We start from the raw sequence: 13,732 nt of genomic DNA, 5'->3' as shown, positions 1-13,732 counted from the left end.
GACCGGCTGCCCGGCGGGTGGGAGGGTCGCTGTGACGGCCCATGCGCACCGGCCTCGTCCTGTCCGTGCTGTGCCTCGCCGGGTGTGGAGCCACGCCGGCCGCCGTCCGGCAGGCCGTGCCCGAGCCGCGGGTGATCGTCCAGATCGCCGACCTGACCGACTGCGGTGGTTCGGGCACCTCGTGCCCTGAGCTCACGAGCCGGCGGCGCATCAGCATCGGCCTCGACGGGAGCGTGCGCGCATCCGCGGGCCAGGGCGTCTCGCTCCAGCCCGGCCGGGTCCGCGTCCGTGGTCAAGCGTCGTTCGACATCGCGGTCAAAGGATTCGGCAAGGAGCCGAAGCTGATCTGGTCCCCCAGCCGCGCCCGCTTCGCCGTGCTCGAAGAGCTGCAGAGCGGGCGGCAGGACCACGTGCTCGTCGTCGAGCCCGCCCGGCGGCGCTGGTGGCGACTGCCGCTCGCGCGCGGCGTGCGCGAGATCTCGGCACTCACGTTCAAGACCGACGACCGGTTCGTCGCCGAGATCGTCGGACCACACGACTACATCAAGCTCGCGGAGCTCGACGCGACGACCGGACGGGTGCGACGGGCCCGGTACCTCGAGAACGGGTTCGAAGAGCTGGCCTGGTCGCCGGTGGCGCGGCGGATGGTCGGCGAGGACGTCGGGCAGCGGGTCGGCGTGTTCACGATCGCGCGGCCGAACGAGGTCAGCTGGACCACGCTCAAGGGCGTGCCGCGGTGGTCGCCTGACGGCACCCGGATCATGGTCACGCATCCGGAGTGCTGCCCTCCCTACGCGTATCGCTCCGACGGGATCGACACGAGCGCGCCGGAAGTGGCGGTGTGGCCCGGCGGTGCGAGCGTGCCGGTCCCGAAGTGGCTCTTCAGCGGCATCTGGCTCCCGGAGGGGCACACGCTGATCGCGCTGTACGGGCACGAGGGCAATAACGGGCCGAAGCAGCTCGTCCAGCTCGCCGACGACGGCACGATCGCCCGCGTGATCGAAGTGCAGTGGCCGCCGCGGACCGACCCCGACAACGAGTTCAGCCTGGCGCCTGACGCCGTCCCGGTGAGGATCGAGGGCCTCGACCCGCTCGGCTAGGTTTTGCGCATGACCTGGACCGTCGATGTGCCCGTGGCGGAGCTCCCCGAGCTCCCCCCGCTCCCGCGACCACTGGCGGCGGCCCTTGCCGACGCCCTTGCGCGCCCCGCGGCGCAACAACCGCCATGGCCCGACCGCGACTACGTCACCCGCGTGCGGCGGCTGCTGGAGAGCGTCCCGCCGATCGCCGTTCCCGCCGAGGTCGACCTGCTGCAGCGGCACATGAGCGAGGTCGCGCGCGGAAAGGCGTTCCTGCTCCAGGGGGGTGACTGCGCGGAGACGTTCCAGGACAACACCGAGCCGCACCTGCGCGGGACGATCCGGACGCTGCTGCAGATGGCCGTCGTGCTCACCTACGGGACCGAGATGCCGGTGATCAAGCTCGGCCGGATCGCCGGGCAGTACGCCAAGCCTCGCAGCGCGGACCTCGACGCCGCGGGTCTGCCGTCCTACCGCGGGGACATGGTCAACGCGATCGAGGCCACCGAGGCCGCGCGGCGACCGGATCCGAGCCGCCTCGTGCGCGCGTACGCCAACGCGGCGGCGGCGATGAACCTCGCTCGCGCGATCACCGGCGCGGGCCTCGCCGACCTGCATCGCCTGCACGAGTGGAACATGGACTTCGTGCGGCAGTCCAGCGCGGGCGAGCGCTACGAGCGCGTCTCAGGCGAGATCGAGCGCTCGCTGCGCTTCATGTCCGCCTGCGGCGTCGACGACTCCTCGCTGCGGACGGTCGACCTGTTCGTCAGCCACGAGATGCTCGTGATCGACTATGAGCGAGCATTGTTGCGGCTCGACGAGGGCCGGCTGTTCCTGCTCTCGGCCCACCAGCTGTGGATCGGCGACCGGACCCGGCAGCTCGACGGCGCCCACGTCGCGCTGGCGGCGCTGATCGAGAACCCGATCGGCGTGAAGATCGGCCCGTCGATCAGCCCCGAGGAGGCGGTCGCGCTGGTCGACCGGATCGACCCCAACCGGGTCGACGGCCGCGTCACCCTGGTCTCGCGCATGGGCAACGAGAAGGTGCGCGACAAGCTCCCGGCGATCATCCAGGCCGTCGAGCGCTCCGGACACCGCGTCGTCTGGCAGTGCGACCCGATGCACGGCAACACGGAGGAGTCGCCGAGCGGCCGCAAGACCCGCCACTTCGACAACATCATGGGCGAGGTCGAGGGCTTCTTCGAGGTCCACCAGCGCCTCGGCACCCACCCCGGCGGCATCCACGTCGAGCACACGGGCGAGGACGTCACGGAATGCCTGGGCGGAGCGCAGATGATCTCCCATGACGAGCTCGGGTCGCGTTACGAGACCGCCTGCGATCCCCGCCTGAACACGCAGCAGTCGCTGGAGCTCGCGTTCCTCGTCGTGGAGATGTTGCGCTCATGATCGTTTGAGGTTCTCATCGACCATACTTGACAGCAAACGATCAAAATGATGCAGTCCTGCTCTCGGTCTAAGAGAGGAGAGTTGTGCTGCATCGATGGTCTCGGGCGGTCCTCGCCGCCCCGGTCGTCTGCGCCCTGACGCTGACCGCGAGCGCCACCGCACACGCGGCGGCGGTCCAGGTCGGCGCGCTGCGCATCGACAACCGCGGCGACCAGCCGCTGGGGGTCGACGACACCACGCCGACGCTGAGCTGGAAGCTGTCGGGCAGCGGCGCCGCCGCGCGGCAGACCGCCTACGAGGTGAAGGTCGTCGACGCCACAGGCAACGAGCTGTGGGACTCCGGGAAGGTCGGCGGAGCGAGCCCGCAGGCCGCGTACGCCGGCAAGCCGCTCACCTCGCGCACCGGTGTCAAGTGGCAGGTACGGGCGTGGGACGGCAACGGCGACGCCTCCCCCTGGAGCGCCGAGTCGACGTTCGAGATGGGACTCCTCTCCCCCACCGACTGGGGCAGCGCGCAGTGGATCCACCTCCCGCCGCCGCCGCTGAACCGTCCGGTCGTGATCGACGTGGGCGAGCAGGACGCGCGCTACGTCCGCCTCGACGTCACCAAACTCGGACTGCCGCTCTTCGAGTCGTCCTATGGCACCGTCTCGCGGATCCAGCTCGCCGAGCTGCAGGTGCTCGCGCCCGACGGGACCAACCTCGCGCTGGGCACGAGCGTGAGCGCCTTCGATCAGTTCCAATCCGAGGGCTGGGGCACGAAGCAGCTCACGGACGGACGGATCACGAGCCCGGGCTACATGAGCCGGCAGTCGACCACGCAGGCGGTCACGCCCTCCAAGTGGGTGCAGGTCGACCTCAAGTCGGTCGTGCACTTCAACAAGATCGTGCTCTATCCGCGCAGCGACGCGCGCACGCCGGACGGGCAGGTCCCGAACTTCCCGGTCGACTACACGATCCGCATCTCCTCGACGTCCTCGACGCCGACAACCGTCATCAAGACCGTCACCGGCCAGCCGACGCCGCCTGGCCCGGACCTCACGAACCCGCTGCCGCTCTTCGCCCGCGCGTTCACGGCCGCCATGCCGGTGGCGAAGGCGCGCCTCTACGTCGCCGGCCTCGGCGCGTACGAGGCGACGGTCAACGGCAAGCCGGTCACCGACACGGTGCTCAATCCCGGTGTCACCAACCCGCTCAAGTCCGTCCAGTACGGCGCCTATGACGTCACGAGCCTCGTGCGCGGCGGCGACAACACGCTCGGCGTCGCGCTCGGCAACGGGCAGACGAACGTCGTGCCACAGGCCAACGCGGCCGCCGGGCGGACGTCGGCCTACGTGAAGTTCACGAGCATCGTCCCGCCGAGCGGGACATTGATCGGCGCGGTCGACGCCGGCGCGACCACGGTCCAGCTCGACGCGGTCACCGGCTACTCCGTCGGCGACACCATCAACGTCGACACCGGCGACGGCGGCGAGAAGCTCGAGTCGCGCCGCGTCACCGCGGTCGGCACGAACACGGTGACGTTCGACCCGCCGCTGAGCGGCACCCACGCGTCGGGCGTCACCGTGCAGGGTTCCGGCCCGCCGACCAAGCCCGAGATGGCGGTCACGCCGCGCCTGTTCGCCCGCCTCGAGCTCACCTACGCCGACGGCACGACCGACGCGATCGTGACCAACCGCGGCTTCCGTGCCAAGGACGGCCCGACGATCACCGACAACTGGTACTCGGGCACGGACTTCGACGCGCGCGCGGTGCAGCCCGGGTGGGATGAGCCGGGTGCGGACCTGTCGGGCTGGGAGAGCGCATCGATCACCTCCGCGCCTTCGCTGGAGACCAAGCTGGTGTGGCGCGAGGCGCCGCCGACCCGGGTCCAGAAGACCTTCAAGGCCAAGACGATCAAGCACGTCGGCCCCGGCTCGTGGGCGTTCGACCTCGGCCAGAACTTCGCCGGCATGCCCCGCCTGCACCTCGACGCCGGCAAGGTCCCCGCGGGCACGACGATCCAGATCGTCCCCGGCGAGGGCTGGAGCGGGAACGGCACGGTCAACACGACGTCCGCCGGCGCCGCGACCGGCATCCTCGACACCTACACGACCGACGGCGACCCGGACGGCGAGACGTTCTCGGCCCAGTTCATGTACCACGGGTTCCAGTACGTCCAGCTCAGCGGCCTGCCCGCCGACTTCGTCCCGGACGAGAACACCCTCGTCGGCCTTCAGACCAACGCCGACGTTCCAACCGGCGGCACCGTCACGACCGACAACGAGTTGATCGACACGGTCCATCGCATGTCGGAGTACTCGATCCGCTCCAACATGCAGTCGATCTTCACCGACTGCCCGCACCGCGAGAAGCTCGGCTGGCTCGCGGACATGATCCAGTCGATGGGCGCGATCCACTCGAACTTCGACGTCTCCGGCTTCCTGCGCAACATGCAACGCGACATGCTCGAGTCCCAGCAGCCGGGCGGGCTCATCCCCGGCACCGCCCCGGAGTTCCCCATCTTCGGCGGCGGCTACCGCGACGATGTCAATTGGGGCGGCGCGTTCGTCATCACGCCGTACTTCCTGTGGCAGACCTACGGCGACACGCGCACGATGCGCGAGTACTACAAGCCGATGCAGGACTACCTGGCGTACGTGCGCGCCCAGATCGGCTCAGGCGGCCTGCTCGTGAGCGGCCTCGGCGACTGGATCGCGGGTGACACGACCACGCCCAAGGAGGCCACCGGCACCTACGGGCTGTGGGTGATCGCCGACCGGATGGCGCAGATGGCCGCCGCCATGGGCAAGGACGCGGACGCCGCCGACTACCGCGGGCTGGCCACGAGCCTCGGCAACGCGTTCAACGCCGCCTACTTCGATGCCGCGAGCAAGACCTACAAGAGCGGGGCGACGGGTTCGCAGGCTTTGGATGCGCTCCCGTTGGAGATGGGCATCGTCCCGGACGGCGCCAAGCAGTCGGTGCTCGACGACCTGGTGTCGCGAATCGACGCGTACCACCCGGGCGGGTCCGGGCCGCACATCTCCGGCGGCGAGGTCTCGCTGCAGCCGATCTACCACGTGCTGATGAACAACGGCCGCGGCGACGTGCTGTGGAACGTCCTGCAGGAGCCCAGCGCGCCGAGCTACGCGAACTTCGTCAACCAGGGCCGCACGACGATCCCCGAGTCCTGGGACTTCGCCGGCTCGCAGAACCACATGATCCTGCTCCAGATCGACGAGTGGTTCAACGCGGGCCTGGCGGGCATCCAGCAGGCCGCGGGCTCGACGGCGTATGACCGGATCGTCATCAAGCCGCAGGCGGTCGGGACCCTCGGTCACGTCGCCGGCACCTACGAGTCGCCGCACGGCACGATCGCCAGCGAGTGGACCAAGGGCGCCAACGGGATCAGCTCGATGAAGGTGAGCGTTCCCGCGGGCTCGACCGCGACGGTCTACGTGCCGGCGCCCAACGGCGAGAGCTTCGTGGCCACGGGCGACGCGGTGCCCACTGGCCGCTCCGGCGGCTACCAGGTCTTCGACGTCCAGCCGGGTGACGTCACGTTCGTCCAGGGCACGAGCGCGACGGCGCCGGTCGGCGGGAGCGTGCCGGCGACGCTCTCGCTCACGCTCGGCGCACCGGCCATGTTCGGCGCCTTCACGCCGGGCGTCGCGAAGGACTACACGGCGTCCACCACCGCCGACGTGGTCTCCACCGCGGGTGACGCGGCGCTGACGGTGTCCGATCCCGGCCACCTGACCAACGGCGCGTTCTCGCTTGCCTCGCCGCTCGAGGTGAGCTTCAGCAAGGCCGCCTGGACCGCGCCGGTCTCGCACGACGCGGTCACGATCGGCTTCAAGCAGCACATCGGCGCCACCGACGCGCTGCGCACCGGCGCCTACGGCCGGACGCTCACATTCACCCTGTCCACCACGACGCCGTGAGCGGTCACGGCCACAGCACCTTGCTGTCCTGTACGTCGAAGTCCATCTCGAGCCGGTAGGCGAGGTCGAGATCCTGGTCAGCCAGCCCGAGGTCGTCGAACACGGGCTGGCTGTACACCGGGTGCACCGTGAGGTGATACTGCCCGAGCAGCGGACGGGCGCTGAACTTCCGCACCACGTACGCGGTCTCGACGACCTGCTGTGACACCGCCGCGGTGGACCCCTGGACGTCCGGGAACTGCTTGAGGAACACGGAGTTCAGCCGGTGGTTGAACAGATCGCCGACGACGTCGCGCACGAGCGCGAACGTGGGCCGGAACGGGCTGCCGTCGATGTCGCCGAGGGCGTCCCTCGCATGCCGGGCGACGTCGAGGAGGGAATCCAGCGCGTCGCCGACGTCGAACCCGCGGTCGATCGGGTCGACCTCGAGCAGCGGGTGCCAATCCGCGCGGTCGCCCTTGGAGCCGAGCCCGAAGACCTTCAACGTGCAGCGGCTCTCGCCGTCGCCCGCGTCGTCGTCCGGGAACGTCGGCGTCCCCCAGGTCTTGGCGAACCCGAGGACCTCGCGCCCGCTCGTCAGTGACATCGGGTTGTCGAGCCAGATGTACGGCACGAACCAGGAGAGGTTGACCGCCTCGAGATCGTCGCCGTCGCGCCGCAGCCGAACGACCGGCACCCACACGGCGACCTGGTTCTCCCACACGAAGCCGCGATCGGCGTACGCGGGGTCCAGCGAGCTGACCTTGGCGATCGCGCCCCACGTGATCATCACGAACTTCCCGAGCGGCTGGTAGTCCACCGCGCCGCCGGTCGGGCCGGCGAAGACCTTGGTGCACAGCGCCGCGAGCTTCGCGCGATCGGCCTCCGCCCAGAAGCCGTGCAGCACGGCGTCCTCGGAGCGATACGGCGACGGGATCGTGATCAGCCCGCCGTACTCGACATAGCTCATGTCCTGCGTCCCTTTCCCTCGCTGCCCAGCCAGCCCTCCGTCCCCGGCACCGTGCGATTGCTGCCCGTCAGCGCGTCGGCGGCAAGGAAGCCCGAGGCCACCGCGGCCTCCATGCAGCCGCCGTCGATGCCGTTGCGCGTCCAGTCGCCCGCCAGCACGAGGTTCGACAGGCCGGACTGATGCGGCCACAGACGGTGCCGCGGCGTGTCTTTGTGCGTCGTCACGTACAGCTCGGCCGGCTTGGTGTTCTGGCGGTAGTACTGCTCGTCCGCGCGGAGGGGACCGACCGTCGTGCCGAACAGCAGGTCCCAGTCCGAGAAGATCCCGGTGCCGCGGCCGTGGACCTGTGGCGCGACGAAGGTCAATGCGCCCTCGACCCGCTCTTGCACGGTCAACGGCGGCCCGCCGTTCGTCGGCAGCACCCCGCAGAAGTAGGCGAGGTCCTGGACGCCGTCCGCGGCGGTCCAGCCCTCCTTGGGGAGCACGTGCTTCATGCCCGAGTAGGAGGCGAGCGGTTGCTTGTACCCCGACAGCGCGGCGTTGCCGTCGTGTTGCCAGTGCTCGCCCTGCAGCGGGCCGGTGAGCCAGACCTGGAGCGCCTGCGTGGCGATCGCGTGCGTGTTCTCGACCATCGTCTTGAAGTCGGAAACCGCGTCCGAGACGTTCCGGCATACGGTCTCGAGACACCCGCCTGAGATCGCGAGCACGACCTTGTCGAAGTCCTTGCCGGAGACGAGCGCGAAGTCCTCCTCCGCGGGCTCGGGCTCGGTCGCCGGGCCGGCGTCGTTCTCGCCGAGCCCCCAGCGGGCCGCGGACGGCCACGTCTTGTCGGGGCGCAGCGGCTCGTAAGGCGCCTTGGGCACGCGCTTGGTCCCGGTGATCTTCGTCACCGCGCCGCCCCCGACCTCGAGGTCCTTGACCTCGTGACAGAACTCGAACTTCACGCCGCGCTGCTTGAGCGCGAGGTAGAGCGGGGCGAACACCGCGTCGCCGAGACCGTTGGTGGCCTTGTAGGCCAGGTGGTCGCGGTACATGAACGAGATCCGCGCGCACGCCTGCAGGCCCTTGCCGGCGGCGATGTCCGGTTGATCGGACTCGCCCCTGCGGTAGCCGAAGGCGAGGTCGTAGAGCGCGCGGATGAAGGGCGCGTTGTCGACGGTGTTCTGGCTGGCCTTGTGCTTGAGCAGCCAGTCGCGCAGGTCCATGTCATCGATGGCGTTGAGGCCATCGTCGTTGACATGGTCCGCGTTGACGCCGTTGAGCACCGCGGTCACGGTGTCGATGACGTAATAGAGCAGGCGCGCGTCGTCGTTCTCGGGCTCCTCGATCTTCTCCGGATCGAAGTACGTGTGCTGGCCCCACTCGAGGAACCTCCCGAGCAAGGTCGCGACGGCTTCGCTGTGCGACACGTTGCCGAGCGGCGACTGCCCCGCCCGCCGGCGCGCGCTGACGCGGCGCGCGACGTGCGGGACCCCGGCCATGCGGCTCCCTCCTCCGGTCCGCAGCGCCTCCGCCCGCCGTCGCAGATGACCGTCGCCGAGGCGGGTGATGGGGTCGCTGACGGGTTTGATCCAGCGGGTGAGCCGTGAGATCGCGCTCGCGACCCGGCCGAAGCCCGCGACGATCGCGTTCCCCACCGGCCCGCGGTCCGGGTCGGCCCCGGGGATGAAGATCCCGACGAAGAACCGCGCGACACCGCGCAGCCAGTGCGCCACGCCGCCCGAGTTCTGATGGCTGACCTTCCCCCAGCGCTCGACGACCCACGCCAGCGTCTGCTCGATCGCGTCCCAGTAGTCGATCTCCGGGTCGTCGCCGGGCATCGCGCCCCTGTGGACCGGCGGGTTGAACCGGTGCAGCGCCCAGCCACCGGTCTTGCGCGGCTCGGCGAGCACGACGTCGCCGCACGGGATGAAGTGCTGCTCTCGGCTGCCGCCGGCCACCGCGTAGACGCGGTCCATCAGCGCGAACGCGTTGTCGTAGAACCCGAACCAGATGTGGAGCCCGTGCTCCTCGATGCGGTCGTGCTTGGCCTCGTTGCGGGTGCTCGCTCCCTTGCCGCCCAGGAGCCAGTCGAGCGTGTAGACCGTGACGCAGTAGTCGTCGCGCTCGGACAGCTCGAACGCGGCGGCGAGCCCGGCCATTCCGCCACCCAGGACCGCGACCTTGGTCTTGGTCATTCCTGTGTCATCTCCTGTCGAAGTGCGTCGAAGCGCCAGCGCAGCCCGCCCATCCCGTGCTCGGAGGCGGTCGCCATGGCCTGGTCGAGCAGCGCGGCGGACCGCGCGAACTGGTCGCCGTCGCCGTCGCCGTCGCCGTCGCGGCGCAGCGCGGCCGCCCAGCCCGTCCGCGTGCGCGCGGCGAGCGTCGGCGATGCCAGTCGCTCGTCGAGCACGAGCGCCCGCGCATAGTGGGCGTCGGCCGCCGCGTGGTCGTCCAGCGTCGCGGCCAGGGCGCCGAGGAAGCGCGAGACCGTGCCGAGGATGCTGCTCGAGTTGAACACCACCAGGTCGGGATACGGCGACAGCAGCGCGCAGAGCAGCTCCGCCTCGCGCCGGGCGCCGGTCAGGGCCGCCACCTCGGCGTAGAGGCAGGTCGTCGGGAGCCAGAGGATGTTCCACGGCACGTCGGCGAAGTCGGCCACCGCGGCACCGGCGAGCAGCGCGCGGGCCTCGTCGAACCGCTGCTCCTCGGCCAGCGCCAGCGCCAGCCACGCGCCGAACACCGGCAGCCCGGGCTGTTCGGCGACGACCCGCTCGAGCAGCGGCAGCATCCCCGACAGCTCGCCGCGATCCCACAGGACGGGCAGCGTCTGGTCGATCTGGAACGCCTGGGCGTCGGGCTGCCCGCTCGCGGTCCCCACCTCGGCCGCGACGTGCGCCAGCGCCACCGCCTGGTCGAGGCTCCCATCGAGGTAGGCCCGCCAGGAGCCGTACCAGAGGCGGATCCAGCGCAGGATCGGCTGCCCGACCCGGTCGGCCACGTCCTCCATCGTGGCCAGCCCGCGATCGACGCCCTCGAGATCGGCCGACCACACCGAGGTCAAGACGCGGTCGCACGCCGCCCAGAACGTCGTGGTGAGGTCGCCGAGCCGGCGCGCCACGCTCTCCAGCTGCTGCGCGTTGACCAGGTGCTCGCTCAGCAGGTCGGGCGTCCACAGCACGGCGTGCCGAGCCCAGAGGACGTGGGCGAGGGTCGCCTCGTCGGCGGCGAGCGCGACCGCCTCGTCGCTGAGCCGGCGTCGCTCCGGCAGCGTCTCGACGAACGTCAGCTCCAGCTGCAGCTGGGCGAGCAGCCGGGCGCGCTCGTCGCCCGCCACCTCGTCGGACGCGAGGGCCGCCCGCAGGCTCGCGACGCGATCCGCGTCGACGTTCCCCGACGCGCTCTCGAAGCCGCGGCTGTTGGCCAGCGCCGCGCGCGCCAGCGCCCCCGCCGCGCCGATCCGCTGGGCGGCGGCGGCCGCGTCGAGCAGCGTCCGCCGGTACTCCGGATCGCCGGCCTGGCGCTGCGCCTCGCCGAGGCCGATCATCAGCTCGCAGCGATCGATCGCGTCCCCGGCCCCGAGCAGCTCGAGCCCGGTGGCGAACCAGCGCGCCGCCTCGTCGGGGCCGAGCCGGTCCAGCGCCGCGCGCCCCGCCCGCAGGATCGCGGGCACGGTCTGCGCGGCCGGGGCGCCGGCCGCGATCAAGTGGTTCGCGATCTCGCCCGCGGGGGCGTCGGCGCCCTCGAGCGCCGTGGCGATCGCCGCGTGCAGCCGCGCCCGGCGCGTGCGGCTGAGCTCCTGCTCGAGCGCCTTCTTGACCAGCGCGTGCGCGAAGCCGAACCGGCCGCTCTCGATCTCGGAGATCAGCCTCGCGCGCTCCGCGGCCTCGAGCACGTCGAGCGCGACCTCCTCCTCGACGCCGGCGACCTCGGCCAGCACGCCGAGGTCGAAGTCCTGGCCGATCACCGAGGCGGTGCGCAGCACGCGCGTCGCCGCGGGGCCGAGGCGCTGGACCCGGCGGCCGATCACCGCGAGCACGGACTCCGGAAGGCGCGCGGTCATCGCGCCCGTGAGCCGCCACCCGACGTCGTCGGACGTGATCGTCCCCGTCTCGATCAGGTTGCGCAGGATCTGGACGACGAAGAACGGGTTGCCGTCCGTGTCGCTGCGCAGCTCGGCGGCGAGCTCACGCTCGGCGGGCGCGAGCTCGCGCCGCCCCGCGTTGGCCTCCATGAGCGCGATCACCTCGTCGTACGAGAAGCCGCTGAGCGCGATCTGCTCGCCCCCGAGCTCGTGCAGGTCCGCGACGGTCGCCGCCAGCTCGTCGGTGACGTCGGTCGACCGGTAGGCGGCGATCACGAGCACCCGCAGCTCGCCGCCGCTCGCGCACAGGTGCCGGAGCAGCAGGAGCGTCGGCTTGTCCGCCCAGTGCAGGTCGTCGAGCATCAGCAGCACCGGGCGATCGCCGGCGAGGTCCCCGAACAGGTCGCGGACCGCCGCGAAGACCCGGAAGCGCTCCGCTTCGGGGTCCAGGACCGGCTGCGGGATGCTGTGGCTCTCGGCGAGGTCCGGGGCCAGGCGGCCGAGCACCGCACCGTGCGCGCGCCGGTGCCGCTCGACGGCTTCGGGCGGAGCGGTGGCCAGGCACTGGCGCAGCACGTCGATCCACGGGTGGTACGGAGCGCCGACGTCCTCCTCGCAGCGCCCGTAGAAGACCGTCGTCCCCGCCTCGTGCGCCCACGCGCCGAGCTGGGCGAGCAGGCGCGTCTTGCCGATCCCCGGCTCTCCCGCGACGAGCGCCAGGCCGGTGCTCCCGGCGCGGACCCGCTCGAACGCGCCGGTCAGCGCGCCCCACTGGTCGTCGCGGCCGACGAACGTCGTGCGCGTCGCCAGCTTCAGGCGTGTGGGAAGGTCGCTCCGCGTCGGCGGCCCGGACTCCGCCGCACCCTGGTCGAGCAGCCGCTCGTGGAGGGCGATCAGCCGCGCGCTGGGTGTCAGTCCGTAGCCGTCGTTGAGCAGCGTGCGGAGCTCGTGGAACGTCGCGCTGGCGCGGGCGACGCCGGCGCGTTTGGCCTGCGCCTCGATGAGGACGGACCAGGCGAGCTCGTCGGTCTCGGACAGCTCCAGCGCTCTCCGCGCCGCGGTCTCGGCGCGGGCGGCGTCCCCGCCGCGCAGCGCGGCTGCCGCGAGGAGCGCGAACGCCTCGGCGCGCAGATCGATCGCGTGCGCCCGGAACGGCTCGAGCCAGACCGCCGTGTCACCCAGCAGCACCTCACCGCGCAGGCGCTCGAGCACGATCTCGGCGGCCTTCACGACCGCCGACGCGCCACCGTGCTCGAAATCGGACCTCGCCGCCCTCAGCTCGGCCTCGGCCTCGAAAAGGTCGACCGAAATGTCACCGCTCAGACATTGTCCGCCGTTCGGGAGCTTGACGAGCACGTCGGGACCGAGCGCCGCCCGCAAGCGCGAGAGCGTCTGGGTGAGCGATGAAGAGACCTTGCGCGGGTCGGGGTCCTCCCAGACGTGCTCCATCAGGTCCGCGCGGGTCACCGGCTGCCCCGCCCGCAGCGCGAGATAGGCGAGAGTGAGGCGTCCCTGACGGGCTGTCTTGCGGATATCGATCGGCCTGCCGCCGACGCTCACCTCCAAGCCGCCGCAGACCTCGACCTGAACGACTTGGACGTTCACCGTCTCGCGACCCTAACCCGCCGCGAACCGAGGCGGCAAGCCTCCCAACGTCGCTGCAGCGCCCTTGCAAGGTCGGAGTGGAAGTTGGAGCGATGCCGAGTACCAAGCATCGTGCGGACGCGAGCGAGGATCTGCCAGAGCTCGTCCGCCGCGCCGCCGAGGGGGATCAGCGCGCGTGGCGTCTCCTCGTCCGGCGCTTCGAGCGCCTCGTCCTCGGGGTCGCCCGCCGGCACGGCCTCGGCGCCGCGGAGGCCGACGACGTCGCGCAGGCGACGTGGGTGCGGCTCTTTCACAGCGTCGGCAGGATCGAGGACGGCGCGCGGCTCGGGGGTTGGCTCGCCACCACCGCGCACCACGAGAGCCTCCGGGTCCTGCGCGGCAACGCCCGCTACCACCTCGGCGACGACGACGAGCTCCACGTGCTGCACCACGACACGACGCTCGACGACCTGATCGCCGCCGAGCGCGACGCGGGCGTGCGCGCCGCGGTCGCCCGCCTGTCCGAGCGCGACCGGGCACTGCTCGAGCTGCTGACCGCGGAGCCGCCGCTGAGCTACGCGGAGATCGCCGACCGGCTCGGCATGCCGATCGGCTCGATCGGCCCGACCCGCGCACGCTGCCTCGAGCGGCTGCGTGCCGCGACCGGCCTGGTTCCCGAGCTGACCGGACTCCTCCCCTGATTGGGGGATCTCGGTATCTGGAC

General features: G+C 71.3%; 7 protein-coding genes. 4 read left to right on the top strand and 3 right to left on the bottom strand.

Going from position 1 to position 13,732, the window contains the following annotated elements; all coding sequences use genetic code 11:
• Nucleotides 1-41 precede the first annotated feature (41 nt).
• The 3 genes from G569_RS0134610 to G569_RS59590 all read left to right on the top strand — a co-directional run bounded on the left by G569_RS0134610 (nucleotide 42) and on the right by G569_RS59590 (nucleotide 6,412).
• On the top strand, nucleotides 42-1,100 hold the full coding sequence (locus G569_RS0134610; RefSeq protein ID WP_028066815.1) for a TolB-like translocation protein: 1,059 nt from the start codon (nucleotides 42-44) through the stop codon (nucleotides 1,098-1,100).
• Nucleotides 1,101-1,109: 9 nt separating this feature from the next.
• A complete protein-coding gene (locus G569_RS0134605; protein WP_028066814.1) occupies nucleotides 1,110-2,486 on the top strand; it encodes a class II 3-deoxy-7-phosphoheptulonate synthase in 1,377 nt (458 codons plus the stop codon).
• Nucleotides 2,487-2,569: 83 nt separating this feature from the next.
• On the top strand, nucleotides 2,570-6,412 hold the full coding sequence (locus G569_RS59590; RefSeq protein ID WP_053227419.1) for a family 78 glycoside hydrolase catalytic domain: 3,843 nt from the start codon (nucleotides 2,570-2,572) through the stop codon (nucleotides 6,410-6,412).
• A gap of 4 nt (nucleotides 6,413-6,416) precedes the next feature.
• On the opposite strand, the gene G569_RS0134595 is transcribed toward G569_RS59590, so the two are convergent.
• The 3 genes from G569_RS0134595 to G569_RS0134585 are packed head-to-tail and all read right to left on the bottom strand — an operon-like array spanning nucleotide 6,417 to nucleotide 13,029.
• A complete protein-coding gene (locus G569_RS0134595) occupies nucleotides 6,417-7,361 on the bottom strand; it encodes an acetoacetate decarboxylase family protein (RefSeq protein ID WP_028066813.1) in 945 nt (314 codons plus the stop codon).
• Nucleotides 7,358-9,538, bottom strand: coding sequence for an FAD-dependent oxidoreductase (locus tag G569_RS0134590; protein ID WP_028066812.1), 2,181 nt, complete (start codon nucleotides 9,536-9,538; stop codon nucleotides 7,358-7,360). Before G569_RS0134590 ends, G569_RS0134595 begins: the two co-directional genes overlap by 4 nt.
• Complete coding sequence (locus G569_RS0134585) at nucleotides 9,535-13,029, bottom strand: ATP-binding protein (protein WP_028066811.1); 3,495 nt, start codon at nucleotides 13,027-13,029, stop codon at nucleotides 9,535-9,537. Before G569_RS0134585 ends, G569_RS0134590 begins: the two co-directional genes overlap by 4 nt.
• Before the next feature lie 92 nt (nucleotides 13,030-13,121).
• Between G569_RS0134585 and G569_RS0134580 the strand changes: the two genes are divergently transcribed.
• Nucleotides 13,122-13,709, top strand: a complete 588-nt coding sequence (locus G569_RS0134580; RefSeq protein WP_053227418.1) for an RNA polymerase sigma factor — start codon at nucleotides 13,122-13,124, stop codon at nucleotides 13,707-13,709.
• Nucleotides 13,710-13,732: the final 23 nt, after the last annotated feature.

This window comes from Solirubrobacter soli DSM 22325 (assembly GCF_000423665.1).
Classification (GTDB): domain Bacteria; phylum Actinomycetota; class Thermoleophilia; order Solirubrobacterales; family Solirubrobacteraceae; genus Solirubrobacter; species Solirubrobacter soli.
The sequence above is the reverse complement of the archived record's forward strand: the minus strand, read 5'-3'. Positions and strand labels throughout refer to the sequence as shown.

Bases quoted from the DNA above. Each gene is read 5' to 3' on its own strand.
- G569_RS0134595 (WP_028066813.1), bottom strand. From the start codon at position 7,361: ATGAGCTATGTCGAGTACGGCGGGCTGATCACGATCCCGTCGCCGTAT.
- G569_RS0134590 (WP_028066812.1), bottom strand. From the start codon at position 9,538: ATGACCAAGACCAAGGTCGCGGTCCTGGGTGGCGGAATGGCCGGGCTC.
- G569_RS0134610 (WP_028066815.1), top strand. From the start codon at position 42: ATGCGCACCGGCCTCGTCCTGTCCGTGCTGTGCCTCGCCGGGTGTGGA.
- G569_RS0134605 (WP_028066814.1), top strand. From the start codon at position 1,110: ATGACCTGGACCGTCGATGTGCCCGTGGCGGAGCTCCCCGAGCTCCCC.
- G569_RS0134580 (WP_053227418.1), top strand. From the start codon at position 13,122: ATGCCGAGTACCAAGCATCGTGCGGACGCGAGCGAGGATCTGCCAGAG.